This is a genomic window from Cupriavidus mimosae (assembly GCF_023952485.1).
In the GTDB taxonomy this organism is placed as follows: Bacteria; Pseudomonadota; Gammaproteobacteria; order Burkholderiales; family Burkholderiaceae; genus Cupriavidus; species Cupriavidus taiwanensis_C.
The window spans coordinates 521789-545917 of the sequence record NZ_JALHRY010000001.1 but is presented as its reverse complement, the minus strand read 5'-3'; the positions used below and the strand labels follow the sequence as shown (position 1 = coordinate 545917).

The following is a 24129-nucleotide window of genomic DNA, read 5'->3' as shown; positions in this document are numbered from 1 at the left end:
CCGTGCCGGGACCGCGAGAACAGGAATTGAACATGCAACCCGAATCCTCCAACCCCGCCGGCATGCCCGCGCGGACTCCCGCCGCGACCGACAAGCAAGAGTACCTGGCCATGGTGCTGCTGGTGGACGACCAGGCCATGGTCGGCGAAGCGGTGCGCCGCGCGCTCGCCACCGAGCCCGATATCGACTTCCATTACTGCTCGCAGCCCGAAGAAGCGGTGGCCGTGGCGCAGCGCACCAAGCCCACCGTGATCCTGCAGGACCTGGTGATGCCCGGCGTGGACGGGCTGACGCTGGTGCAGCGCTACCGCGACAACCCGGCCACGCGCGATATCCCGATCATCGTGCTGTCGACCAGGGAAGAAGCCGCGACCAAGGGCGCTGCCTTTGCCGCCGGCGCCAACGACTACCTGGTCAAGCTGCCCGACAGCATCGAGCTGATCGCGCGCATCCGCTACCACTCTCGCTCGTACCTGAACCAGCTGCAACGCGACGAAGCCTACCGCGCGCTGCGCCAGAGCCAGCAGCAGTTGCTGGAGACCAACCTGGAGCTGCAGCGCCTGACCAACTCGGACGGGTTGACCGGCTTGTCCAACCGGCGCTATTTCGACGAATACCTCGGTGCGGAATGGCGCCGCGCGCTGCGCGAGCAGACCGAGCTGGCGCTGCTGATGATCGATGTCGACGCCTTCAAGGCCTACAACGACACCTATGGCCACGTCGCCGGCGACGACGTGCTGCGCCGCGTCGCCGCGGTGATCCGCGACAATTGCGCGCGCGCCACCGACCTGCCTGCACGCTTTGGCGGCGAGGAGTTCGCCATGGTGCTGCCGGGCACCTCGCCCGGCGGCGTGCGGCTGCTGGCCGAAAAGGTCCGTCGCGCGGTGCAGGGGCTGGCCATCGCCCACAGCGGCTCGCCCGCACTCGACTGCGTCACCGTCAGTATCGGCGGTGCGGTGCTGGTGCCACAGCCCGACGCGCAGCCAAGCCAGCTGGTGAAAGCGGCCGATGCGGGCCTGTACCAGGCCAAGCGCAATGGCCGCAACCAGGTCATGATATCGCCCGCCTGAGGCACGGCGGCAACAACCGGTTACACATCTGCACAGGCGACATGGCGGCCCGCGGGCGCGCCTCGCCGCGCCGCCGCGCTTGCGCTGCCAAGGCGCGCCGCCTGCCGCGCCCGCGCAGGCATCACTTCCTGTCGGAATCGTCCGACACTGAATTCGGAGCGTCGCGCCTGTCTGGCCTACGGCTTCAAACCTATCGTTGCATCACGGCAAGCGTGATCCCGCGCCTGCATACCAGATAGCAACTGGCCACGCGGCCGCCGCGATCCGCGCCGGCATGGGCCAGCTCGTCTCTGACTCTAACAGCAAGAGGTGACCCATGCTTCGATCCAAGACCCTTTTCCTCGGCCTCGCGCTGGCCGCGACCGCGGTGCTGTCAGCATGCGGCGGCGGCGATGACGGCATCGACGACCGCATCGGCCTGAGCAAGCCAAGCGTGCGCGTGATCCACGCCGTCACCGGCGGCCCCAATGTCGACGTGCTGCAGAACGGCGCGCTCACCAGCATGGTCAACAAGCCCTACAAGTTCGTCTCGACCTACTTCAACGTTGAAACCGGCAACCAGCTGATCTCGTTCAACGCCGCCGGCACGCAGACCGAACTGGCCCGGAGCAGCCTGGTGGCGGCCACCGGCCACAAGTACACCGTGGTGGCGGTGCCGGGGGCGGCCACCGCGGAAACGGTGACGATCGACGATCCGTTCGGCAAGGGCCTGCTGTCGAACAAGGCGCGGGTGCGCTCGCTGAACGCCTCGTTCAATGCGCAGAACATCGACATCTACGTGACCCTGCCCGCGATCGACCTGAACTCGGTCGCGCCGACCTTCGCCGCGGTGGGCTACAAGCAGGCCTCGCCGGCATCGGGCCAGGATTCGATCGACCTGGACGGCAACACCACCTACCGCCTGCGCATCACCCCGGCCGGCTCCAAGACCGTGATCTTCGACTCCGGTGCGCTGACGCTGGCCAACAATGCCGACTGGCTGATCACCACCATCCCGTCGGATGGCATCGCCGGCCTGACGCCGAACAAGATCAAGGTGCTGGTGGCGCGTGGCGACGACGAGTCGCAAGCCGGCCTGGAACTGGTGACGACGCAATAACGCTGTCGCGGTTGCCCGTGGCAGGCGGGCAGCATGCGGGAGGCCGGTCCGGAGGGACCGGCCTCTTTTTTTATTCAGGGCTCGGCGGCGGGCCGCGCCGGGGCTTCGTCGGCCGGCTCCAGCTCCGCCTTCAGCACGGCCAGGTGCGAGATATACGACTCCAGTTCGGCCCGTCCCTGCGCGGTGATGCAATAGACGCGGCCGCTGCCTTCGACCAGCTCGGCGGTGATGGCGCGGGCCATCATCAGGCTGCGCAGGATCGGCCGCAGCGAGCGGATGTTCTTGTCGATGCCGCGCTCGCGCAGCCGGTCAACCAGGCTGAGCACCGTCGACGGGCTCGACTGGACCAGCTTGAGCACATAGATTCTGGAGAAAAAGCGGTCAAGGGTAGGCGGTTTCATGGGCGCTGTCGGCGCACCCGATGGTGCGGGAATCCTGATCATCATGCGCAGCCCATGACTGCTGCCGCAGTCGGGCACTCTCTGGGAAACAGGGCGGGCGGATGCGCGGCGCGCGCCGCGCCCGCGAAAGAAAACGGGGTGCGCGAAGGCACCCCGAAAGCTTGCGTTGCTTGCGCCGGCCGCTTGCCGGGCCGGCGCCATTCCGGGACGCTCGCTGGCGCTAGTCTTCCTGGAACGCTTCCTCGCGCTTGGCCTTGATCGACGGCAGCGCCACCACTGCCACCAGCGCGGCGGCCGCGATCAGCAGGCCCACCGACAGCGGCCGGGTCACGAACACGCTGAAGTCACCGCGCGACAGCAGCAGCGTGCGGCGGAAGTTCTCTTCCATCATCGGCCCCAGCACGAAGCCGAGCAGCAGCGGCGCCGGTTCGCACTTCAGCTTCAGGAACAGGTAGCCGATCACGCCGAAGCCCGCGGCCATGAACACGTCGAAGGTCTGGTTGTTGACCGAGTACACGCCGATGCCGCAGAACACCAGGATCGCCGGGTACAGGAAGCGGTACGGCACGGTCAGCAGCTTCACCCAGATACCGATCATCGGCAGGTTCAGGATGATCAGCATCAGGTTGCCGATCCACATCGAGGCGATCAGGCCCCAGAACAGCGACGGGTTGCTGGTCATCACCTGCGGGCCGGGCTGGATGTTGTGGATGGTCATCGCCCCCACCATCAGCGCCATCACCGCATTGGGCGGAATGCCCAGCGTCAGCAGCGGGATGAACGAGGTCTGCGCCGCGGCGTTGTTGGCCGATTCCGGACCGGCCACGCCCTCGATCGCGCCCTTGCCGAACTCATGCGCGTTCTTGGAAGTCTTCTTCTCCAGCGAGTACGCCGCGAACGAAGCCAGCGAGGCACCGCCGCCAGGCAGGATGCCCAGCGCCGAGCCCAGCGCCGTGCCGCGCAGCACGGCCGGGATCATGCGCTTGAAGTCCTCCCTGGTCGGGAACAGGTTGGTGACCTTGTTGGTAAAGGTTTCGCGGGCTTCCTTCTGCTCCAGGTTGGCGATGATCTCGGCAAAGCCGAACATGCCCATCGCCAGCGCGACGAAATCGATGCCGTCGGTCAGCTCCGGCACATCGAACGAGAAGCGCGCGGCGCCCGAGTTGACGTCGGTGCCGATCAGCCCCAGCAGCAGGCCCAGCACGATCATCGCGATCGCCTTGGGCAGCGAGCCCGAGGCCAGCACCACCGCGCCGATCAGGCCCAGCACCATCAGCGAGAAGTACTCGGCAGGGCCGAACTTGAAGGCGATTTCCGACAGCGGCGTGGCAAACGCGGCCAGGATCAGCGTGGCGACGCAGCCGGCGAAGAACGAACCCAGGCCCGCGGTGGCCAGCGCCACCCCTGCCCTTCCTCGCCTTGCCATCTGGTAGCCGTCGATGGTGGTCACTACCGACGACGATTCGCCCGGCAGGTTTACCAGGATGGCGGTGGTCGAACCGCCGTACTGCGCGCCGTAGTAGATACCGGCCAGCATGATCAGCGCGGCCACCGGCGGCAGCGTGTAGGTGATCGGCAGCAGCATGGCGATGGTGGCCAGCGGCCCCAGGCCCGGCAGCACGCCGATCAGCGTGCCCAGCACGCAGCCCAGGAAGGCATAGGCCAGGTTCTGCAGCGACAGCGCGGTGGAAAAGCCCAGCGCAAGGTGTTCAAACAATTCCATGATGCGGCGCTCCTTAACCGGTGATGAAGGCCGGCCACACCGGCATCTGCAGGTTGATGCCGTACACGAAGGCGCCCAGGCTGATCAGCACCAGCACCACCGCGTTGAGCAGCGCCCCCTTCCAGCTGAACTCGTGGCTGGCCATCGACGACACCAGCACCAGCACGAATACCGACAGCACCATGCCCAGCGGCTTGAGCAGCAGGCCGAACAGCACCACCGAGCCGAGGATCCACAGCAACGTCTTCAGGTCCCAGCGGGCCAGGTGGTCCTGCTCGCCCTTGGGCGACAGCGAGGCCAGCAGCACCACCGCCCCCAGCGCCGCGAGCACCAGCCCCAGCAGGAATGGAAAGTATCCGGGTCCCATCTTGGCGGCCGTCCCCATGGAATAGCCGCGAGCGACCCAGGAAAAGCCCAGCCCGACCAGAATGAACATCAGGCCGGAGGCAAAGTCCTTTTGGCTGCGTATGCGCAAAACGATTCTCCTCAAAGTTCATGAAATGCCGTGCCGGGGGCGCACTGGCTCAGGCGCAGCAGGCATGCAAGCGGGCATGCTCCCCGACGGTTGACCCGAACCTTAGAGACGTGATCTTTCAGGTGCCTTTCATTTGTCCTGTTTTAGGGGTATTTACCAATGAACCCTTAAAACAAGGCAAATCCGGCGATGACGCACGCGTCAATACATCACGTTGTGATGTATTTGGATGAAAGAAATACGAAAGGAAAGTCGACAGGAACGTCAGTAGAAACAAGACGGCACGCGCCCGTGCATCAAGGCAGGGCGCGGCCGCAAAGACGCGTGCCGATGCCCTGGCGGCAGGGCACGCGTGTGCTGGGAAGGAGTGTCAGCGGTGACACGATGACACATCGATCTTTCGGAAGGCTTTCAATGCGGGCGTCGCAGGGCAATCAGCGCGCGGCCTCGGCCGTTGGCCTGGCGCTGCTGGCCGCTTCGACGACCTCGCCGGCGTCTTCGCACGGCGTGCCCATGCTGGTATCGGGCGCCTGCCCCACGGCCTCTGCAGGATGCGGCGCGGCGGGCAGGATCTGGCTGCCACGCCAGTTGCCCAAGCGGTAGTAGCCGAGCGCCAGCGCCAGCGACACCACCGAGCCGAGCGGAAAGCTCCACCAGATCGCGTCGGCGCCGAGGCGCGGGCCCAGCGCCCAGGCAAACGGCAGCCGGATCACCCACATCGACAGGAACAGGATCACCAGCGGCGCCATCACCGCGCCGGTGGCGCGCACCGTGCCGAAGATGACGATGGTGAAGCCGAACAGGATGAACGACCACAGCACCACCACGTTGATATGCTGGGCAATGCCGATGGCGACGCCGTCGGTGCCAAGGAACAGCCCCAGCGAATGGCGATTGAACAGGTAGATCAGCGCCACCAGCGCCCCTGTCATCGCCAGGTTGAACAGCAGCCCCATGCGCGTGATGCGCGCCACGCGCTGCCACAGCCCGGCGCCGACGTTCTGCGCCACCATCGACGATACGCTCGCGCCCACCGCCAGCGCGGGCATCTGCACATAGGTCCACAGTTGCGACGCCACGCCGTAGGCGGCGGTGGTCTGCGAGCCATGGGCGTTGACCAGCGCCATCATCACGATGGCGGACGACGAGATCACCACCATCTGCAGGCCCATCGGCAGGCCCTTGACCACCAGCGCGCGCAGGATCGCCGGGTCCGGCACCAGCAGCGCGAGCTGGCCGCGATGCAGCAGCAGGAAATGCCGGCGCCGGTACAGCAGCGCCATCATCGCCGCCAGGCTCGCCAGCTGGGCGATCAGCGTGGCCAGCGCCGAGCCGGCGATGCCCATGGCGGGGACCGGGCCCACGCCGAAGATCAGGATCGGGTTGAGCGCCACGTCCAGCACCACCGACAACAGCATGAACCAGAATGGCGTGCGCGAATCGCCGGCGCCGCGCAGCGTCATCATCACGAAGTTGTAGAAGTACATGAACGGCAGCGCCAGGAAGATGATGCGCAGGTAGGCCACTGCCAGCGGCGCGGCATCGTGCGGAGTCCGCATCGCGGCCAGGATGTCGGGGGTATAGAAGTAGCCCAGCGCCGAGGCCAGCACCGACAGCGCGACGAAGAAGGTGGTGCTGGTGCCCACCACGCGCCGCGCCTGGTCCACGTCGCGCGCGCCGACCGCCTGGCCGATCATGATGGTGTTGGCCATGCTGACGCCGAACACTACGCCCAGCAGGAAGAACAGGATGATGTTGGCGTTGGAGGTGGCGGTCAGCGCGGCCTCGCCCAGGAAGCGCCCGACCCAGACCGAATTGATCGAGGCGTTAAGCGACTGCAGGATGTTGCTGCCGAGCACCGGCAGCGAGAACAGCAGCAAGGTGCGGCCGATCGGGCCGGTGGTCAGTCTGGCATCGGGCTTCATGGGGCGTCGCGCGAGGGAAATCCGCCCAGTCTATTCCTGCCCCGCGGTGGCCTACAAGCATGCCGCGGCGTCCGCACCGCCGCCAGCGCCGGCCGACCCGGGGGGCCGGGGCCCGACGGCCCGACGGGCCCGTTCCCGCACATTGCCGCCTGGCATGCACCCGGCGCGCTGCATGAACGCGGCGGCCGGGTTAAGCTTGCGGTTTCACCGCCCACCAGGAGAACACGCATGTACCAGGATCTCGCCCTCTATATCGACGGGGAATTCATCAAGGGAGGCGACCGGCGCGAGCAGGAGGTCATCAACCCGGCCACGCAGGAAGTGCTGGGCCAGCTGCCGCACGCCACGCGCGCCGACCTGGACCGCGCCCTGGCCGCCGCGCAGCGCGCCTTCGAAAGCTGGAAGAAGACCTCGCCGCTGGAGCGCGGCAAGATCCTGCGCCGCGTCGGCGAACTCGCGCGCGAGCGCGCCCGCGACATCGGCCGCAATATCACGCTGGACCAGGGCAAGCCGCTGGCCGAGGCGGTCGGCGAGATCATGGTCTGCGCCGAGCACGCCGACTGGCACGCCGAGGAATGCCGCCGCATCTACGGTCGCGTGATCCCGCCGCGCCAGCCCAATGTGCGCCAGCTGGTAGTGCGCGAGCCGATCGGCGTCTGCGCCGCGTTCACGCCGTGGAACTTCCCCTTCAACCAGGCCATCCGCAAGATCGTCGCCGCGGTGGGCGCGGGCTGCACGCTGATCCTGAAGGGACCCGAGGACTCGCCCAGCGCGGTGGTGGCGCTGGCGCAGCTGTTCCACGATGCCGGCCTGCCGCCGGGCGTGCTCAACATCGTCTGGGGCGTGCCGGCCGAGGTCTCGACCTACCTGATCGAATCGCCGATCGTGCGCAAGATCTCGTTCACCGGCTCGGTGCCGGTGGGCAAGCAGCTGGCGGCGCTGGCCGGCGCGCACATGAAGCGCGTCACCATGGAGCTGGGCGGGCATTCGCCGGTGCTGGTGTTCGACGATGCCGACATCGACCCGGCCGCCGAGATGCTGGCGCGCTTCAAGCTGCGCAATGCCGGCCAGGTGTGCGTGTCGCCCACGCGCTTCTACGTCCAGGAGAAGGCCTATGACCGCTTCCTGGCGCGCTTCACCGAGGTGATCGGCTCGATCAAGGTCGGCAACGGCCTCGAGGACGGCACCCAGATGGGGCCGCTGGCGCACGAGCGCCGGGTGCTGTCGATGGAGCAGTTCCTGGACGATGCCAGCCAGCGCGGCGGCAAGGTGGTGGCGGGCGGCTCGCGCCTGGGTGACAAGGGCTACTTCTTCGCGCCGACCGTGGTCACCGACCTGCCCGACGACGCGCGCCTGATGACCGACGAGCCGTTCGGCCCGGTGGCGCCGGTGACGCGCTTCAAGGACACCGCCGAGGTGCTGCGTCGCGCCAACAGCCTGCCCTTCGGCCTGGCGTCGTATGTGTTCACCAACTCGCTGAAGACCGCAACCGAAGTGTCCAACGGCCTGGAGGCCGGCATGGTCAACATCAACCACTTCGGCATGGCGCTGGCCGAAACCCCGTTCGGCGGCATCAAGGACTCGGGCATCGGCAGTGAAGGCGGCCTGGAGACCTTCGACGGCTATCTGGTGACCAAGTTCATCACCCAGGTCTGAGCACCCGGGCGCGGTGCAAGGCGGCCTGCCGCCGGCGCCCTCCCCGGGGCCGGCGGCGCCTCCCCGTCAGCGGAAGAAGATGCCGCGCGTCAGGAACGTATGATTCGCTTCTTCCGCCATCAGCCAGACCAGCACCAGCAGGCATAGCGGCGGGATCAGGATGGCGCAGATCAGCGCCATGCGCTCCCATGCCATGTGCATGAACACCGCCACGATCAACCCTGCCTTCAGCCCCATGAACAGCAGGATCAGGGTCCAGCGCAGGTAGCCGGTGAAGTGGAAATAGTCGACCAGGTACGACAGCGTCGACAGCACGAACAGCAGCAGCCAGATTTTCAGGTACAGCCCGATCGGGTGCTCCTGCCCGTGGTGCGCGGCGTCCCCGCCAGTGGCGTGCGCGGGCGTTGCTGGCGCCGCGGGATTTGCCGCGGGCGTTGCCGGGTTAGATGCCATGGCCACCCTCACCAGAGATAGAACAGCGCAAAGATAAACACCCACACCAGGTCGACGAAGTGCCAGTACAGCCCGGCGATCTCGACGATCTGGTAGTTGCCGGTGGCCTCGTAGCGCCCGCGCAGCACACGCGTGGCCACCACCAGCAGGTAGATCACGCCGCACGACACGTGCAGGCCGTGGAAGCCCGTGATCATGAAGAAGGTCGAGCCGAACTGCGCCGCCCCCATCGGGTTGCCCCAGGGCCGCACGCCCTCGTCGACGATCAGCTTGGTCCATTCGAACGCCTGCATGCCGACGAACAGCACGCCGAACGCCGCGGTGACGAACATCAGCGTCGCGCATTCGCGGCGCGCGCGCCGGTAGGCGAAGTTGACCGCCATCGCCATGGTGCCGCTGCTGGTGATCAGCACGAAGGTCATGATCGCGATCAGCAGCAGCGGGATGTCGGCGCCGCCCACATGCAGCGCGAACACCTCGCTCGGGTTAGGCCACGGCACCGTGGTCGACATGCGCACGGTCATGTAGCCGGTCAGGAAGCAGCTGAAGACGAAGGTGTCGGACAGCAGGAAAATCCACATCATCGCCTTGCCCCACGACACCTTGAAGGCCTGCTGGTCCGACGACCAGTCGGCCAGCAGGCCGCGCACGCCGCCGACCGGTGGCGCGGGCGCCACCGCGGGGGCGGCCGATGGTGAAGACAGTTGCGTGGACATGCCGGTCCTCCTTGCCGCCGGCGCTAGGCCGTGCCGCAGATGTAGCGCACCAGTTCGGGCGTGAGCCATCCCAGCGCCGCCAGCAGCACGGCCCACACCGCCAGCAGGAAATGCCAGTAGCGCGCGCACAGCCGCAGGCGCAGCACCGCGGCCTCGCCGCTGCCGCGTGCCGTCATGGCAACGCCCCAGCCCGCCAGGCCGCCGAGCACGTGCAGCCCGTGCATCGCGGTCAGCAGGTAGAAGAAGCTGCCCGCGGGATTGCCCGCCGGCATCACTTGCATCGCGCCCAGCGCCTGCCAGGCCCACAGCTGCGAGGCGACGAAAGCGGCCGCCCCCAGCCCGCCCAGGCGCAGCGCGCGCCGCGCCGCGGCCATCTCGCTCCGGCCCGCCGCGCGCGCGGCCACCGCCATCGCCACGCTGCCCGCGGCCAGCAGCGCGGTCGACAGCCATACCTGCCACGGCAGCGCGATGCGGTGCCAGTCCGGGCTGTCCATGCGCAGCGCATAGGCGGTCAGGAACAGCGCGAACAGCGACGTGACCACGCCCATGAACACCCACAGGCCGATGCTGGCCGGCGCGCGGCGCTGCGGATGGCGGTTGGCGGCGTTCTCGCCGGACGGGTTGCCGCCGAAGTCGTCGCGGCTGACCTTGTACAGGGCTTCGGCGTTCATGCTACGGCTCCGCGGCTGGCGTGCGGTTCAGGCTCGGCGCCGCCCTGCTCCGGCGGCGCGTTCTGCGCGATAAAGTCTTCACGCGCGCCCGGTACGCTGTAGGCATAGGCCCAGCGGTACACCACCGGCAGGTGTGGGCCCCAGTTGCCATGCGCGGGCGGGGTCTGCGGCGTCTGCCATTCCAGCGAGGCCGCGCGCCAGGGGTTGCCGTCGGCCTTGCGCCCGTGACGCAGGCTCCAGAACAGATTGAAGACAAAGAGCAGCTGCGCCGTGGCGACGACGAACGCCGCCACCGAGATATACATGTTCATCACATGCGCCGATTCCGGGATAAAGGCGTAGTTCTCCCAGGCGTAGTAGCGCCGCGGCATGCCCAGCACGCCCAGGTAGTGCATCGGGAAGAAGATGGCATAGGTGCCGACGAAGGTCACCCAGAAATGGATGCGGCCCATGCTGTCGTCCAGCATCCGCCCGGTGACCTTGGGGTACCAGTGGTAAAGGCCGCCGAACACCACCAGGATCGGCGACACCCCCATCACCATGTGGAAGTGCGCCACCACGAAGTAGGTATTCGACAGCGGGATGTCGACGCTGACGTTGCCCAGAAACAGCCCGGTCAGCCCGCCGATGATGAAGGTGCTGATGAAGGCGATGGCGAACAGCATCGGCACGGTGAAGTGGATATCGCCGCGCCATAGCGTGATGACCCAGTTGTAGACCTTGATCGCGGTCGGGATCGCGATGATCAGGGTGGTGGTGGCGAAGAAGAATCCGAAGTACGGGTTCATGCCGCTGACGAACATATGGTGGGCCCACACCACCACCGACAGCACGCCGATCGCCAGGATCGCCCAGACCATGGTGCGGTAGCCGAAGATGCTCTTGCGCGAATGCACGCTGATCAGGTCCGAGACGATGCCGAAGGCCGGCAGCGCGACGATATAGACCTCGGGGTGGCCGAAGAACCAGAACAGGTGCTGGAACAGCAGCGGGCTGCCGCCCTTGTACTGCAGCTGCTGCCCCATCGACACCATTGCCGGCATGAAGAAGCTGGTGCCCATGGTCTTGTCGAGCAGCATCATCACCGCCGACACGAACAGCGCCGGAAACGCCAGCAGCGCCAGGATGGTGGCCATGAAGATGCCCCACACCGACAGCGGCATGCGCAGCAGCGTCATGCCCTCGGTGCGCGCCTGCAGCACGGTGGTGACGTAGTTGAGCCCGCCCATCGTCGCCGCGACGATGAAGATCGCCAGCGACACCAGCATCAGGATGATGCCCCAGTCGTGTCCGGGCGTGCCGGCCAGGATGGCCTGCGGCGGATACAGCGTCCAGCCCGCGCCGGTGGGTCCGCCCGGCACGAAGAAGCTGGCCAGCAGCACGATCACCGACAGCAGGTAGACCCAGAAGCTGAGCATGTTGAGGAAGGGGAACACCATGTCGCGCGCCCCCACCATCAGCGGGATCAGGTAGTTGCCGAAGCCGCCCAGGAACAGCGCGGTCAGCAGGTAGATCACCATGATCATGCCGTGCATGGTCACGAACTGGTAGTAGCGGTTGGCGTCGATGAACTCGAAGCGGCCGGGGAAGCCCAGCTGCATGCGCATCAGGTTGGACAGCGCCACGCCCACCAGGCCGACCACGATCGCCACGATGGTGTATTGCACGGCGATGACCTTGTGGTCCTGGCTCCAGACATAGCGCGTCCAGAAGCTGTGCGGCGCGTGATGGGCGGCGTCATCGGCATAGGCCATGCAGGTCTCCTCACTGGCGCGGCGGCGCGGGCGCGGCCGTGGGCGGCACCGCGACGGCCGTCGAAGTGGTATAGGTGCCGGACGCGGCGCCGGCCGTGGCCGCGGGCGCTGCCGAACCGGCGGCCGCCGTGGTCGCGGCGCTGGTGGTGGCGGCCGCTCCGGCCGGCACGTCCGCGGGGGCCACCGGCGCCACCATGCCGGCGTCCGCCGCGCCGCTGCCGACGGACTTGATATACGCGGACAGCGCCGCCAGCTCGTCGTCGCTGACCGGCAGCTTCGGCATTACCGGGCCGTAGCCCTTGACCAGCCGCGCATGCGGGTCAGCGATCTCCTTGTGCAGGAAGGCATCGTCCACCCTGGCGCTGCTGCCGTCGGCAAAAGTCTCGGTCTTGCCGTACAGGCCTTTCCAGGTCGGCCCCACGCCCGGATTGCCGTCGATGCTGTGGCAGCCGACGCAGCCCTTGCTCTGCGCCAGCGCGCGGCCCTTCTCGATGGTGCCGGCCGCACCCGCGGCACCAGGCGCGGCCGCGGCCATCGCCGCAGGCGGCGCCGCGGCCTTGGCCAGCGTCATGGCAAAGGTCTGCTGCTTCGCCAGCCACGCCTCGAACGCAGCCGGCTCTTCCACCACTACCGTGCCGCGCATGTTGTAATGCCCCACGCCGCACAGCTGCGCGCACAGGATGTCGAAGCGCCCCGCCTGCGTCGGTGTGAACCAGAACGACGTCACCATGCCCGGCACCATGTTCATGCGCGCGCGGAACGGCGGCACGTAGAAGTCATGCAGCACGTCCTTGGAACGCAGCAGCACCTTGACTGGCTGGTTCAGCGGCAGGTGCACCTCCGGACCGACGATGACGATGTTGTCGAGCCCGCGCGGGTCGTCCGGATCCAGCCCGAGCGGATTGGCGCCAGTGACGAAGCGCGCGTCGGACGCGCCCAGCTGCCCGCTCTTGCCGGGAAAGCGGAAGGCCCACGACCACTGCTGCCCGACCACTTCCATCACCATCGCCTCGCGCGGCGGGCGCACGTAGTCGGCATAGACGAACAGGCCCGGCGCCAGCAGCAAGATCACGCCCAGCGTGGTGCCGCCGATCAGCCACAGTTCCAGCCTGCTGTTTTCGGGATGATAGGAGGCGCGATGACCGCTGCCGCCGTTGGGATGCGGCGCATCATGACGGAAGCGCCAGACGATGTAGCCGACGAACAGGTTGATGCCGATAAAGAAGATGCCGGTGATGACGAGCGTAATGGTCAGCGTGTCGTCCATCTGTTTCCAGTTGGACGCCAGCGGCGTTGCCCACCACGGGCTCAGGAAATGGAAGAGCACCGATCCGGCAACCATGACGACGAGTGCGATGGCCATCGCCATATCCACCCTCCTCCTCGCGCGCGGCGAGGGATGCGCAAGTCACGCAGGTAGAGATAAGACTAGTGCATGCCGTCAGGTCACTGCAAGGCGACACGCCGGAGCATTGGTGGCGCACTGCACAAGTGCGCCGTACAAGGAAAAAGCGGCGGCGGGAACCCGTGGTCCCCGCCGCCGCAGCGCTGTGTTGCCCGCGCGTATACAGCCGGCGCCAGCTCAGTGCGACACGTCCTTGCTCTCCAGCTTCCAGTAGCACGCCGCCGCCGCCATGCCGAAGATCAGGTGCCCGACGAAGGTGTGCCAGCCGCGCACCTCGACAAACCACGGGAACGCCCGCGTCATCACATAGAAGTTGAAGACGTAGACCACCGCCCCGAACACCGCGCCCGCCAGCATGGCCAGGCCCAGGCTGGAATCAAGCGTGAACGGCGCCAGGATCGCCGCGAGGATCATGCCGAGCACCGCGCCCAGCACGAAGTGGATCACCAGTGCCGCGGCCACGGTGCCGACGCTGAACAGCGAGGTCTGCAGCACCTCGGGGCCCATCACGATCGCCGCGATCATGCGCGTGGCCACCCACGGGTTGACGCCCGACACCATCGACGACCAGAACAGTTCCAGCACCAGCAGCAACGCGCCCGCCGCCAGCCCCGACACCGCTGCCGCGGTCCAGTCAGGCAGTCGTCGCACGTAGTGGTGCGATTGCATGTGAAGTTCCATAGCCACCTCCGTCTCTCTCGTCGGCGGGGCATCGCACGAAAGGGGAAACACGCCCCGCGTCTTTGCTCAGCATAGGACACGGGTTTCCCGCTTCGGGGCCGGCAAGCCAAAAAAGGCTCGGAGTGCGTACGTGGCGCAACGGCCTGGCGCGGGCGAGTGCAGCGGCCGCTACCTGCGCACTCGGGCACAAGCGCCGCATCGGGGACAATCCCGATGCGCACACCGTCCATACCGCACACACTGCCTATACTGGAATCACAAAAGAGAGAGACAGGAGACCGCCATGCACTTCACCGCGCATGATCTTGTATTCCTGATTCCGATGGCGCTGGTAGGCGTGATCGCCATGGGCTCGATCCCGGTGACCGCCAGGTTCCTGCGCATCAGTTGCCGCACCATGGGCGCGCTGATCGGCGCACTGGTCGCGGTGCTGGTGCTGGAGGCATTACCGCTGCTGATCTGACTCCCGCCGGAATCCGGTCCACGCGTAGTGGGAGGAGGACCGCCATGTCGGTCGGCCTGCTTGCAGCCATCATGGTGGCGTTATTGTGCATCACCGTGTGGCGCGCGCTGTGGCGCTGCAGTCATCCGTACCGGATGCGGTATCGGCGGTGCGAGGTGCAGCGGCAGCGGGCGGGGCTTTGCCGGCACGCGCCGCGCAGGCACGGCTGAACGCCGCGCGAGCGTTAATGCCTTTCAGTTGCTGCATCAAACACCTCAGTCATTCCCGCGCAGGCGGGAATCCAGTGTCTTTCACGTCCCTTCTCAGCAAATGGTGTCTATACTGCGCCCACTTCCGCTCCGGATCGTGGCGCAGTTTAAAAACTGCGCCACAACTGCGCCATCACTCGAGCGAACTGCGCCACCCTGCTGAAGTCACCAGAATAGGACCAACAGAGAAGTGCGTGCAGCGTTACAGCTCGATCATCGCGAATTCGCCCTTGCCGACGTCGCATTCCGGGCAGCGCCAGTCATCGGGAATGTCCTCCCAGCGCGTGCCGGGGGCGATGCCGTCTTCCGGCCAGCCCTGCTCTTCGTCGTACACCCAGCCGCAGATCACGCACACCCACGTCTTGTAGGCGACGGCGGCTTCCATTGGCTCCTGCTGCAAAATTCACTCCTGATTCGGCGATGGAACGGATTGTCCGGGCCGAATCATACCGGTTTTCCCGGCAGTGCCCGTGGCGGCGCCGCGCGGTGCGGCGCCGCCACCCGCGCTAGCCGCGGATGGAAAAGTCCACGCGGTTGGGCGTGCCTTTGTCCTTGATGCCCTCGGCGCTGAGCTTGGGCGCGGTCAGGAACAGCCGGCTCTCGGGCACCTTGCCTTCGCGTTCGAGCGACTGCTTGACCACCAGCGCGCGCTGCTCGGCCAGGCGCTTGAGGTCGGCCTCGGTGACGGTGGCGTTGGCCATCAGCAGCTTTTCCATCTCCTCGGGCGGCAGGGTCTTGGCAAAGCCGACGAAATTGCGCGGCTTCTTCATCGAGGTGCGCTTGTAGACCTGTTCCAGGTACTTGGGGTACTCGGCCTTCGACACCTTGACCTCGGCGCCCTGCTCGCCGGCCTCATCGTCGCCCGCTGCGGCCCCGGCCTGCGCGTTGTCGCGCAGGTCGCGCCGCTTCTGCTCGGCCACGCGCGCATCCAGCCAGGCGCGGCGGGCGCCGGCTTCATCGGTGGCGGGATCGATGCGGCCGCTGATTTCCAGCCGCAGCGAGGGCCGGTCATTGAGCGCCTGGCCCAGCTTGGCGATCTTGTCCCTGGCCGACGGGGTCAGCGTGGCGGTGCCGGGCGCGAACTCGACATAGCCCAGTTCCTCGCCGCTGCCGCCGAAGGCCGAGGCGATCAGCGAGAACGGCGAGGTGATCGCCTTGGTCAGCAGGTTGACGATCACGCGCACGATCACGCCGCCGATGCTGAACTCCGGATCCGACAGCGAGCCCGACACCGGCAGGTTCACATCGATCACGCCATTGCGGTCCTTGAGCAGCGACACCGCCAGCAGCACCGGCAGCTTGGTCGCATCGGGGCTGTCGACGCGCTCGCCGAAGGTGAGCTGGTCGAGGAACAGGTGGTTGCGCGCATCGAGCCTGCCGTTCTCGATCTTGTAGGCCACGTCCACGGTCAGCTTGCCCTTGGTGATGGGGTAGCCGGCGTACTTGGCGGCATAGGGCGTGAGCCGGGTCAGCTCGACGCCCGCGGCCTTGGCGGCAATGTCGAGGAACAGCTGCTCGCCCAGCGGATTGAGCTTGCCGCTGATATTGACCGGCGCGTCGTCGTCGATGCGGCCATCCAGCACCAGGTCGGCCGGGGTGGGATCGCCCGACGACACCTTCGACACCGAGCCCTTCATGCCGGTCAGGTTGGCGGTGTAGTTGGGCTTGACGAAGAAGTCCGAGAAATTGATGTTGCCCTTGTCGACCGAGACCCCGCCGATGCGGATCTGCGGCTTGGGCCCGCCCGGCTTCTGCCCGACCTGGGCGCTGCGCGTGTCGCCGGCCTGCACCGGCGGCGCGGCCGGCGCCGAGGCCGGATTAGCCTGCGTCAGGCTGGTGGACGGCGCCGCCTCGCCCTTCTCCGCACCGCCGGCCATCACGTCCTGCAGGTTCAGGCGGCCGTTGGCGTTCAGGATCACGCGGGCGTAGAAGTCGGACAGCGCGACATTGCCCAGGCTCACGCGCATCGGCCCCTTGCTCTCGTCCATCGCAAAGTCGATGCCCGACACCGCCAGCGAGCGCCAGCGCAGGAAGTCGTCGCCGCTGACACGGTCCACCGTGCGCACGTTGCCGGTCTGCACGTTGCCGTTGAAATGCGCGGCGAGCGGCTTGCCGGCCGGCGCATCGACATTGAGCCGGCCCTTGACCGTGAGCGTGCCGCTGCGCAGCGCGGCGTTGAAGCGGTCAGCCAGGTAAGGCTGCAAAGGGGTCACGTCGAACTGGCGCAGGTCCAGCTGCAGGCGGCTGGCCGGCAGCGCGGGCAACACCGTGCCATCGATGCCGATCACGCCGCGGCGGCCGGATTCGGCATGCAGCTTGACCGGCACCGCCGCCGGCGTCAGCGGCCAGGCCAACGCGCCGGTGCTCAGGCCGATATTGCGGAACTGGTGGATCACCGGGCGGCCGCGGTTGGCCTGGGCCGGCTGGTAGTCCGCGAGGCGGGCGCTGCCGCCTTCCACCACGACCTTGCCAATATTGGCCTTCCAGCCGCCGCCCGCCGCCGCGCCGTTGGCGCTGGCCGGTGCCGTGCTCCGCGGCGCCGCGCGCGCCTGCTGCGCGGATTGGCTCGCCCACAGCCGCGCCATCTCGATCAGCTCGCCGCGATGGTCGCGCGTGGCGGCGATCTGCGGTTGCGCCAGCGTCACCTGGCCGGTGGCAAAGGTCTGTTTGGCGAGGTCGAACTGGATATCGTCCAGCACCAGCTTCTGCGCCTGCAGCAGCGGCAGTGCGGCACCATCCCGGTCGCTGCCGCGGTTGCCGGCGCGGTCGCGCGCGCGGCGGCCGGCGCCCTGTTGCCTGTCCGCGGCATGCGCATCGGCTGCGCTCGCGCGCGGTGCAGCGGCGGCCGGCATTACCACCGGGTCGCGCGTGGCGACGTACAGCGGCGCCAGCTCCAGCCGCGATTTTTCCAGCACGAACTGGAACTGCGGCGCGCCCCACGCCATGCGGTAATGCAGCTCGGCATTGACCGCGGTAGTGCCGAACTGGCTGCGCAGCTCGCGCGGCCACCAGGCGGCAAACCCCTGCGGCCGCAGCCCGGTGGTTTCCAGCGTGCCGGCCATCGAGCCGTCGCGCAGCAGCAGGTCGCCGGTATGGTGCAGGGTCTGGCCATCGGCCACGGTCAGCGTGGCCTCGACGCGCACGGGCTTGTCGGCGTCGGTGCCGGCAAAGCCCTTGACCTCGGCATCGAGCGGCCCGAGCGCGAGCTTGCCCGGGCCCGATGGCGCCAGCGCATCTTCGAATCCCACCCGGGCCTGCCTGACGACGATGCGCTCGACCGCATAGCGCCACGGCACTTCCTTGGCCGCGGCCGTCGCGGGGGCTGCCGGCACCGCCGAGGCGGCAGCGGGAGCCGAGGCCGGCGCCGGTGCCACGCCATCGGTGGACCGGCTCACCGCCTGCGGCAGGAATGCCGTGGCCAGGTTCAGCGAGCCATCCGCGCGCCGTGCCGCCTCCAGCGCCAGCCCTTCGATCTCGACGCTGCGCAGCTGCGCGCGATGCGCCAACGGCTCCAGCCTGGCGATATCGACCGCCAGCTTGCCGCTGCGGACGAGCGGCTGGCCGGCGCGCGTGCGCACCTCGGCATCGCGCAGCGCGGCGGTGCCCAGCACCACCATCTCCTGCGTGTCCTGCTGCTGGCGGAACGCCACCGTCAGGCGCGTATCGAGCTTGCCGGACTTGACCTCGGCATCGCGCAGCGTCGGCGCGAACGCCATCATCCGCGCCACCTCGAGCCCGTCGAAATTGATGTTGAGCCGGGTCTGGCGTGAATCGGCAAAAGGCAGCACCTCGCCGTCCAACGCCAGCGGCGTGCCGTTGACCTGCGCGCTCAGCGTGGGCCGGGTCACGATCTCGACGTCGTGCGGCAGGTTGGACAGGAACGGCAGCGTCAGCGTCAGGTTGTCGACGCGCAGGGTGGTGTCGAGCAGCTTGTCGTCATAGCGCAGGCTGCTGCCGGTCACCGCGATGTTGTTCACCGAGAAACGCGCCGGCCTGGCATCGGCCGGCTTGGGCGGCAGCGCCGCGAACTTCTCCTGCACATCGACAAAGCTCATGCGGCCGTCGGCGCCGCGCACCACGTGCACGGCCAGGCGGTCGACATGCAGGTTGTCGACCACCGGCGCCAGGTGCCAGACCGAGGCCAGCGAGGTATTGGCCCGCGCCTCGCCCAGCGTCAGCGCCGGCGTCTGGCCGTCGCGCTCGTAAATGGTCAGGTCGGTCAGCGTGGCCGCCAGCTCGAACGGCCGCACATGGGCCTGCCCCAGCGTGACCTTGCGCCCGAGCGCCTCGGTCGCGTTCTTTTCGACCAGGTATTTGATCAGCGGCGGCCCGCCGAAATACCCGGCCAGCCCGAACACCGCCAGCGCCGCCGCCACGCCGACCGCAATGCGCACGGCCACCCGGCCGCGCGGCGTGGCAGCCACCGTGGCTGCCGCCTGGATGGATTGCTTGAATGCCATGACGTTCCAGAAATTCCGACCCCGCAATCCGGCGCTGCACGCTTCTTTGTGCCCCGGATTTCACATTTTTCGACATTATGGCAACGGTTCAGGACAAAGCAAAGAAATCGGGCCCGGCGCGGGACGGAATTGTCCAAGGCCGCAAACGCAGCTGTCCTGAATTCACCTACATGGCGCCGGCCCCTATTCCCATGCAGTGGCACGAATGCTATCGTGCAGCGGCTTGCCGGCCCCACGTCGGCAAGGCATCTACAGGATTGCGTACCACCGCTATGTCGAGACAGATTCCCCCACTCAACCCGCTCAGGGCGTTCGAAGTGGCTGCCCGGCATCTGAGCTTCACGCGCGCCGCGGAGGAACTGTTCGTCACGCCGTCGGCGGTCAGCCACCAGATCAAGGCACTGGAAGAGAGCCTTGGCGTGCAGCTGTTTATCCGCGAGGCCAAGGCCCTGGTGCTGACACCGGCCGGCAACGCCTACCTGCCCAGCGTGCAGCTGGCCTTCAAGCAGCTCGCGGATGCCACCCATCGCCTGCACAGCAAGGACCGCCCGGCGCTGAAGGTCAACATGCCGCCCACCTTCGCGGTCAAATGGCTGATCCCGCGCATGGACCGCTTCATGAAGGCGAATCCGGATATCGACCTGAAGGTGTCCACCTCGAACCATCGCATCGACTTCGAGCGCGACGATTTCGACATGGCGATCCGCTATGGCCGCGGCGACTATCCCGGCCTGCACTGCGAGCTGTGCATGGCGGTCGAGGTCATTCCCGTGTGCAGTCCGGCGCTGCTGCAAGGTCCGCAGCCGCTCGAAACGCCGTCCGACCTGAAGCACCATACGCTGCTGCACGACGACAGCACTTACACGGACGTGAGCAACCCCGACTGGGCGATGTGGCTGGAACACGCCGGCGTGACCGATGTCGATGCCAGTCGCGGGCCGTCGTTCTGGCCGAGCCACCTGGTCATCAACGCCGCGCTCAATGGCCTGGGCGTGGCGCTGGTCAAGAAGAACTGGATCGAGCAGGACCTGGCTGAAGGCCGGCTGATGCGCCTGTTCGAATCGATCCGGCTGCCGGTCGAATTCTCTTACTTCGTGGTGTTCCCGAAGGAGCGGCTGCAGGATCGCCGCATCCGCTGCTTCACTGACTGGATCCGCGCGGAAGTGTCGCAGGACCAGCGGCAGCCGGCCCCCGTCTGAGGGCGGCTTGCGGGGCGCGTCCCGCTGCGCGGCTTCAGGCGGCGGCGGGCATCGATGCCGTCTTTTTCTGCACGCGTGCGCGCAAGCGCTCGACATCGACCACGAAGCGGCGATGCGTGCCGCTGCAAACCCGCTCCACCGCATCGTCGGCCGTCACGCTGAAGGTGATGCTGCGGCCATCGATGGCCGTGACCTCGGCGTGAATGCGCACCTCGCCGCCCAGCGGCGTGGCACCCGTGTGTTGCACCGACACCTCCGCGCCCACCGAGCTTTCGCCGTCATCGAGAAAGCCTTGCAGGAAGTCGAGGCAGGTCTGTTCGATATCGCGTACCAGTTCGGGCGTGGCGTAGATGCGCAGGCTTTCGCCAAGAAAATCGATGGTGCGCTGGCGGTCGACCGTCAGCGTGCGCGCGCAGGCGGCGCCGGGTTGCAATCCGTTCTTCATCATGGGTTCCTTTCAGGTCTTGGGGCGAAGCCGCCCTCCCCGCCCCGGCGCGAACCGGGCGGGCGGCGGATCGTTGTCGATGCGTTGCTACAGGCGATAGAAGCGCACCGCGTTGTCGTGCCACAGCGCGCGCTGCTGTTCGGGCGGATAGACGGCGATGGCGGCCCGGAAGCCTGCCACGATGGTGCCGTAGCTCGCCACCAGGCTGTCCACCGGATAGTTGCTGGCGAACATGCAGCGCTGCACGCCGAAGATGGCGATGGCGTCGCGGATCACGGGCACGTTGTCGGCCTGCGTCCACGGCTTGCCAGGCAATCCCAGGCCAGAGATCTTCACGGCGACATTGGGTTGCGCGGCCAGCCCGGCCATCGCGGAGCGCCAGCCGGCCAGGCCGGCTTCACTGCGGTCGGCGGGCAGCCCGGTATGGTTCAGGATCAGCTGCGTGCCCGGGAAAGCCCGCGCCAGTGCCGCCGCCTGGTCCAGGTTCCACCACGGCGCCTGCAGGTCGAAGGACATGCCATGGCGGGCCAGCAAGGCGTAGCCTCGCCGCCAGCGTTCGTCGTCCATCGAGCCCGGCACGCCGCGGCGCGCGTCTTCGCGCCGCGCCGCGGTCACCGGCTTGTTGCGGATGCCGCGCATCATGGCGCAGGCGGCATGGCCCGCCAGCATTTCCTCGACATCGCCGCGGTCAAGCTGGGCATGGCCGACGATCACCGTGGGCCGCCCCGTCCGCGCGGCGAGCTGCGTCAGCCATGCGGTCTCGTCGACGGGATTGGCGCGCGCCCATTCGGCTTCGACATGCACGGTCTTCACCGGCGCGCAGCCAGCTGTGTCGCGGGCGAGATCCTCCGGAAGATAGTTCCTGCGCAGCGCCGAATAATCACCATAGCGGAAGTTCGGCACCGTCTCGTCCTGCAGCCAGGGGTAGGGGTTGCGCCGCAGGTCCCAGAAATGCTGGTGCGCGTCGATAAAGGGCTCGACGGACGCCGCGCCTTCCACGGGTGTGTTATCGCGCACGGACCTACTCCTTGACGCTGATGCGGCTGGCCAGTTGCTTGAACTGCGCCGACTCCTTCACCATGGCGGCCTGCAGCGTCACGTCATCGGCATAGGTATCGGTGCTGAAGTGCAGCTTCTCCAGCGTCTGGCGCATCACCGGCTCCTGCACCGATTTCGCAATCGCGGTCTTCAGTACCGCGATCACCTCGGGCGGCGTGCCCTTCGGGGCCGAGATGCCGCGCCAGATTCCCATCGACAGGTCGATATTGCGCTCCTTCAGCGTTGGCACGTTGTCGAAGCCGCTGACCCGCTTGTCGGCCATCACCGCCAGCACCTTGAGCTTGCCCGCGGCCACATGCGTGAAGACCTCCGCCGTGCTGACCGTGACCGCATCGATATGCCCGCCCAGCAGCGCGAGCGTGGCAGGAGCGCCGCCGGCATACGGGATATGGTTGAACTTCGCGCCGGTCTTGTCGGCCAGCGCGGCGGCCGCCATATGCCACGCGGAGCCCTGCCCCGCGTTACCCACGCGGATATTGGCGTCCGGCTTGCGCGCATCGGCCACAAACTGCTCGATCGTGCTCCACGGCGCATCGGCCCGCACCGCCACGGCGGCCGGGTCCGCGTTCAGGCGTGCGATGGGGATCAGATCCTGGTAGGTGAACTTGGCCAGACCGAGGTAGTTCAGGAAGGTCAGTTCGCTGGACGACAGCACCAGCTTGTAGCCGTCCGGCTTCGCGTGGACCACTTCCCCAAGGCCTACCGCGCCGGTGGCACCCGGCTTGTTGATCACCACGATCGGCTGCGGCAGGTGTTTGGCGGCCGCGGCGGACAGCGCGCGCGCGACCACGTCCGCCCCGCCGCCTGCCTGCCACGGCACGATCAGTTCGATGCGCCGGCTCGGGTAGGTTTCCGCACTTGCCGTGGCCGTACCACCCAGCAGCCCCAGCACCACTGCCGCCGGCATCGCCCAGCGCCGCATCAGCGAACGTGACATCGTCGTCATGGTTGTCTCCTGTCTTTTATCGGTATAGATGAGGATCGCGGCGCGCTCAGGCGGCGCCGCGTTCCAGTTCCTGTGCGCGGGCCGGTGCGCCGAACGCCCCCTGCGCACGCAGCCGCGTGACGGTGGCCGCGTCCAGGCCGAACTCGCCCAGCACCTCATCGGTATGCTGGCCCAGCAACGGCGCCGGATAGCGCACCTGCTGCGGCGTGCCGCTCAGCTTGACCGGAAAGCCCAGCGCCTTGACCCGTCCTTCGACCGGGTGCTCGATCTCCAGCACCATGTCCCGCGCCACCGCCTGCTCGCTGGCCAGCGCTTCGTCGTAGGTGAAGATCGGCGCCGCCGGCACACCGGCCGCGAGCAGCGCATCGACCCACTCCGCCGCCGGCTTGCGCGCGAATTCTGCCTCAATTTCAGGAATCAGCGCGGCGCGGTTGCGGATACGGGCGGCGTTGTCGGTAAAGCGCGGATCGGCAAGCAGGTCGGGCCGCCCGATCACCTCGCACAGCGCAGCCCACAGCTTGGGGTTGGCCGCACCGATCACAAAGTGCCGGTCGGCGGCGCGCACCGCCTGGTACGGCGCACTCATGCGGTTGGCGCTGCCGATCGGCACCGGCACCTCGCCGGTGCCCCAGAACTCGGCCGACTCCCACACCGACAGTCCCAGCGCCGTCTCGAACAGCGACGCATCCACGTATTGCCCCTGCCCGGTATGCTCGCGCCCCATCAGCGCGCTGAGCACGCCGTAAGCCGTAAACAGCCCGGCCCCCAGGTCGGCGATGGGCACGCTGGCCTTGACCGGCGGCGCGTCCGGATGGCCCATCACGCTCATCACGCCCGACATGGCCTGCGCGATCAGGTCCAGCCCCGGGCGCCGCGACCACGGCCCGGTCTGGCCGAACCCGGAGATGCTGGCATAGACCAGGCGCGGATTGATCTCGCGCAGCACCGCATAGTCGATCTTCAGGCGAGCGGCCACGCCCGGACGGTTGTTTTCCACCAGCACGTCGGCGCCGCGCACCAGTTCATAGAAGGCCTCGAGGCCGGCCGGGTTCTTCAGGTCGATCTCGACACTGCGCTTGTTGCGGTTCAGCGCCAGGAAGCCGCCGCTGTCATCGCCCTTGAGCCGGAAGCCCATCGACTTGCGGGTCTGGTCGCCGGCACCCGGCGCCTCGACCTTGATGACGTCGGCGCCCATGTCGCCCAGCAGCATGCAGCAGAACGGACCCGCCATGATCTGGCTGACGTCCAGGACCTTGATTTTCGATAACGGCAAATTCATG

Annotated in this window: 22 protein-coding genes; 6 read left to right on the top strand and 16 right to left on the bottom strand. The window is 67.5% G+C overall.

Annotated features, from left to right (window positions below; translation table 11 throughout):
• Positions 1-32: 32 nt before the first annotated feature.
• Positions 33-1070: a diguanylate cyclase gene (locus tag MKD50_RS02395; protein WP_371925265.1), complete on the top strand. Its 1038-nt coding sequence runs from the start codon at positions 33-35 to the stop codon at positions 1068-1070.
• A gap of 316 nt (positions 1071-1386) precedes the next feature.
• Positions 1387-2169 carry a DUF4397 domain-containing protein gene (locus MKD50_RS02390; RefSeq protein WP_115701741.1) on the top strand — a complete coding sequence of 261 codons (783 nt, stop codon included), beginning with the start codon at positions 1387-1389 and terminating at the stop codon, positions 2167-2169.
• A 74-nt stretch (positions 2170-2243) separates the two neighbouring features.
• Here the strand turns inward: MKD50_RS02390 and MKD50_RS02385 are convergent, their stop codons facing one another.
• From MKD50_RS02385 to MKD50_RS02370, 4 genes are all read right to left on the bottom strand, one after another.
• The gene (locus MKD50_RS02385; RefSeq protein ID WP_115701743.1) at positions 2244-2570 is read right to left on the bottom strand and encodes a helix-turn-helix transcriptional regulator; all 327 of its coding nucleotides are present in this window, start codon (positions 2568-2570) and stop codon (positions 2244-2246) included.
• 220 nt (positions 2571-2790) lie between these two features.
• Complete coding sequence (locus MKD50_RS02380) at positions 2791-4293, bottom strand: tripartite tricarboxylate transporter permease (protein WP_092310851.1); 1503 nt, start codon at positions 4291-4293, stop codon at positions 2791-2793.
• A 13-nt stretch (positions 4294-4306) separates the two neighbouring features.
• Complete coding sequence (locus MKD50_RS02375) at positions 4307-4768, bottom strand: tripartite tricarboxylate transporter TctB family protein (protein ID WP_115701745.1); 462 nt, start codon at positions 4766-4768, stop codon at positions 4307-4309.
• A 434-nt stretch (positions 4769-5202) separates the two neighbouring features.
• On the bottom strand, positions 5203-6693 hold the full coding sequence (locus MKD50_RS02370) for an MATE family efflux transporter (RefSeq protein ID WP_252666269.1): 1491 nt from the start codon (positions 6691-6693) through the stop codon (positions 5203-5205).
• 228 nt (positions 6694-6921) lie between these two features.
• Here MKD50_RS02370 and MKD50_RS02365 point away from each other — a divergent pair, with 228 nt between their 5' ends.
• A complete protein-coding gene (locus tag MKD50_RS02365; protein ID WP_111516869.1) occupies positions 6922-8349 on the top strand; it encodes an NAD-dependent succinate-semialdehyde dehydrogenase in 1428 nt (475 codons plus the stop codon).
• A gap of 66 nt (positions 8350-8415) precedes the next feature.
• On the opposite strand, the gene MKD50_RS02360 is transcribed toward MKD50_RS02365, so the two are convergent.
• The 6 genes from MKD50_RS02360 to MKD50_RS02335 all read right to left on the bottom strand — a co-directional run bounded on the left by MKD50_RS02360 (position 8416) and on the right by MKD50_RS02335 (position 14029).
• Positions 8416-8802 (bottom strand): cytochrome C oxidase subunit IV family protein, encoded by a 387-nt coding sequence (locus MKD50_RS02360; protein ID WP_115701749.1) that lies wholly within the window; start codon positions 8800-8802, stop codon positions 8416-8418.
• An 8-nt stretch (positions 8803-8810) separates the two neighbouring features.
• Positions 8811-9518, bottom strand: coding sequence for a heme-copper oxidase subunit III family protein (locus MKD50_RS02355; RefSeq protein WP_240071013.1), 708 nt, complete (start codon positions 9516-9518; stop codon positions 8811-8813).
• Positions 9519-9541: 23 nt separating this feature from the next.
• Positions 9542-10189, bottom strand: a complete 648-nt coding sequence (locus tag MKD50_RS02350; RefSeq protein WP_240071014.1) for a cytochrome c oxidase subunit 3 family protein — start codon at positions 10187-10189, stop codon at positions 9542-9544.
• Positions 10186-11943 carry a cytochrome c oxidase subunit I gene (gene ctaD / locus MKD50_RS02345; protein ID WP_115701755.1) on the bottom strand — a complete coding sequence of 586 codons (1758 nt, stop codon included), beginning with the start codon at positions 11941-11943 and terminating at the stop codon, positions 10186-10188. The genes MKD50_RS02350 and ctaD overlap by 4 nt, the downstream gene beginning before the upstream one ends.
• A 10-nt stretch (positions 11944-11953) precedes the next feature.
• Entirely contained in the window at positions 11954-13312 is a 1359-nt protein-coding gene (locus tag MKD50_RS02340) for a cytochrome c oxidase subunit II (RefSeq protein WP_252666268.1), read from the bottom strand.
• A gap of 213 nt (positions 13313-13525) precedes the next feature.
• Positions 13526-14029: a hypothetical protein gene (locus tag MKD50_RS02335; RefSeq protein ID WP_115701759.1), complete on the bottom strand. Its 504-nt coding sequence runs from the start codon at positions 14027-14029 to the stop codon at positions 13526-13528.
• A 283-nt stretch (positions 14030-14312) separates the two neighbouring features.
• On the opposite strand from MKD50_RS02335, the gene MKD50_RS02330 reads away from it, so the two are divergent.
• Positions 14313-14492, top strand: a complete 180-nt coding sequence (locus MKD50_RS02330) for a hypothetical protein (protein ID WP_012356585.1) — start codon at positions 14313-14315, stop codon at positions 14490-14492.
• A 44-nt stretch (positions 14493-14536) separates the two neighbouring features.
• Positions 14537-14701 carry a hypothetical protein gene (locus MKD50_RS02325; protein WP_172582403.1) on the top strand — a complete coding sequence of 55 codons (165 nt, stop codon included), beginning with the start codon at positions 14537-14539 and terminating at the stop codon, positions 14699-14701.
• A gap of 241 nt (positions 14702-14942) precedes the next feature.
• On the opposite strand, the gene MKD50_RS02320 is transcribed toward MKD50_RS02325, so the two are convergent.
• The gene (locus MKD50_RS02320; protein ID WP_018008339.1) at positions 14943-15140 is read right to left on the bottom strand and encodes a rubredoxin; all 198 of its coding nucleotides are present in this window, start codon (positions 15138-15140) and stop codon (positions 14943-14945) included.
• Between the two features lie 106 nt (positions 15141-15246).
• Positions 15247-19200 (bottom strand): DUF748 domain-containing protein, encoded by a 3954-nt coding sequence (locus MKD50_RS02315; RefSeq protein WP_252666267.1) that lies wholly within the window; start codon positions 19198-19200, stop codon positions 15247-15249.
• A gap of 272 nt (positions 19201-19472) precedes the next feature.
• On the opposite strand from MKD50_RS02315, the gene MKD50_RS02310 reads away from it, so the two are divergent.
• Positions 19473-20399, top strand: a complete 927-nt coding sequence (locus tag MKD50_RS02310; protein ID WP_252666266.1) for a transcriptional regulator GcvA — start codon at positions 19473-19475, stop codon at positions 20397-20399.
• Positions 20400-20433: 34 nt separating this feature from the next.
• Here the strand turns inward: MKD50_RS02310 and MKD50_RS02305 are convergent, their stop codons facing one another.
• The 4 genes from MKD50_RS02305 to MKD50_RS02290 all read right to left on the bottom strand — a co-directional run bounded on the left by MKD50_RS02305 (position 20434) and on the right by MKD50_RS02290 (position 24128).
• Positions 20434-20844 carry a thioesterase family protein gene (locus MKD50_RS02305; protein ID WP_240071017.1) on the bottom strand — a complete coding sequence of 137 codons (411 nt, stop codon included), beginning with the start codon at positions 20842-20844 and terminating at the stop codon, positions 20434-20436.
• Positions 20845-20931: 87 nt separating this feature from the next.
• A complete protein-coding gene (locus tag MKD50_RS02300; RefSeq protein ID WP_252666265.1) occupies positions 20932-21861 on the bottom strand; it encodes an amidohydrolase family protein in 930 nt (309 codons plus the stop codon).
• 4 nt (positions 21862-21865) lie between these two features.
• Positions 21866-22840 carry a Bug family tripartite tricarboxylate transporter substrate binding protein gene (locus MKD50_RS02295; protein ID WP_371925275.1) on the bottom strand — a complete coding sequence of 325 codons (975 nt, stop codon included), beginning with the start codon at positions 22838-22840 and terminating at the stop codon, positions 21866-21868.
• 55 nt (positions 22841-22895) lie between these two features.
• Complete coding sequence (locus tag MKD50_RS02290; RefSeq protein ID WP_240071020.1) at positions 22896-24128, bottom strand: CaiB/BaiF CoA transferase family protein; 1233 nt, start codon at positions 24126-24128, stop codon at positions 22896-22898.
• Position 24129 lies beyond the last annotated feature (1 nt).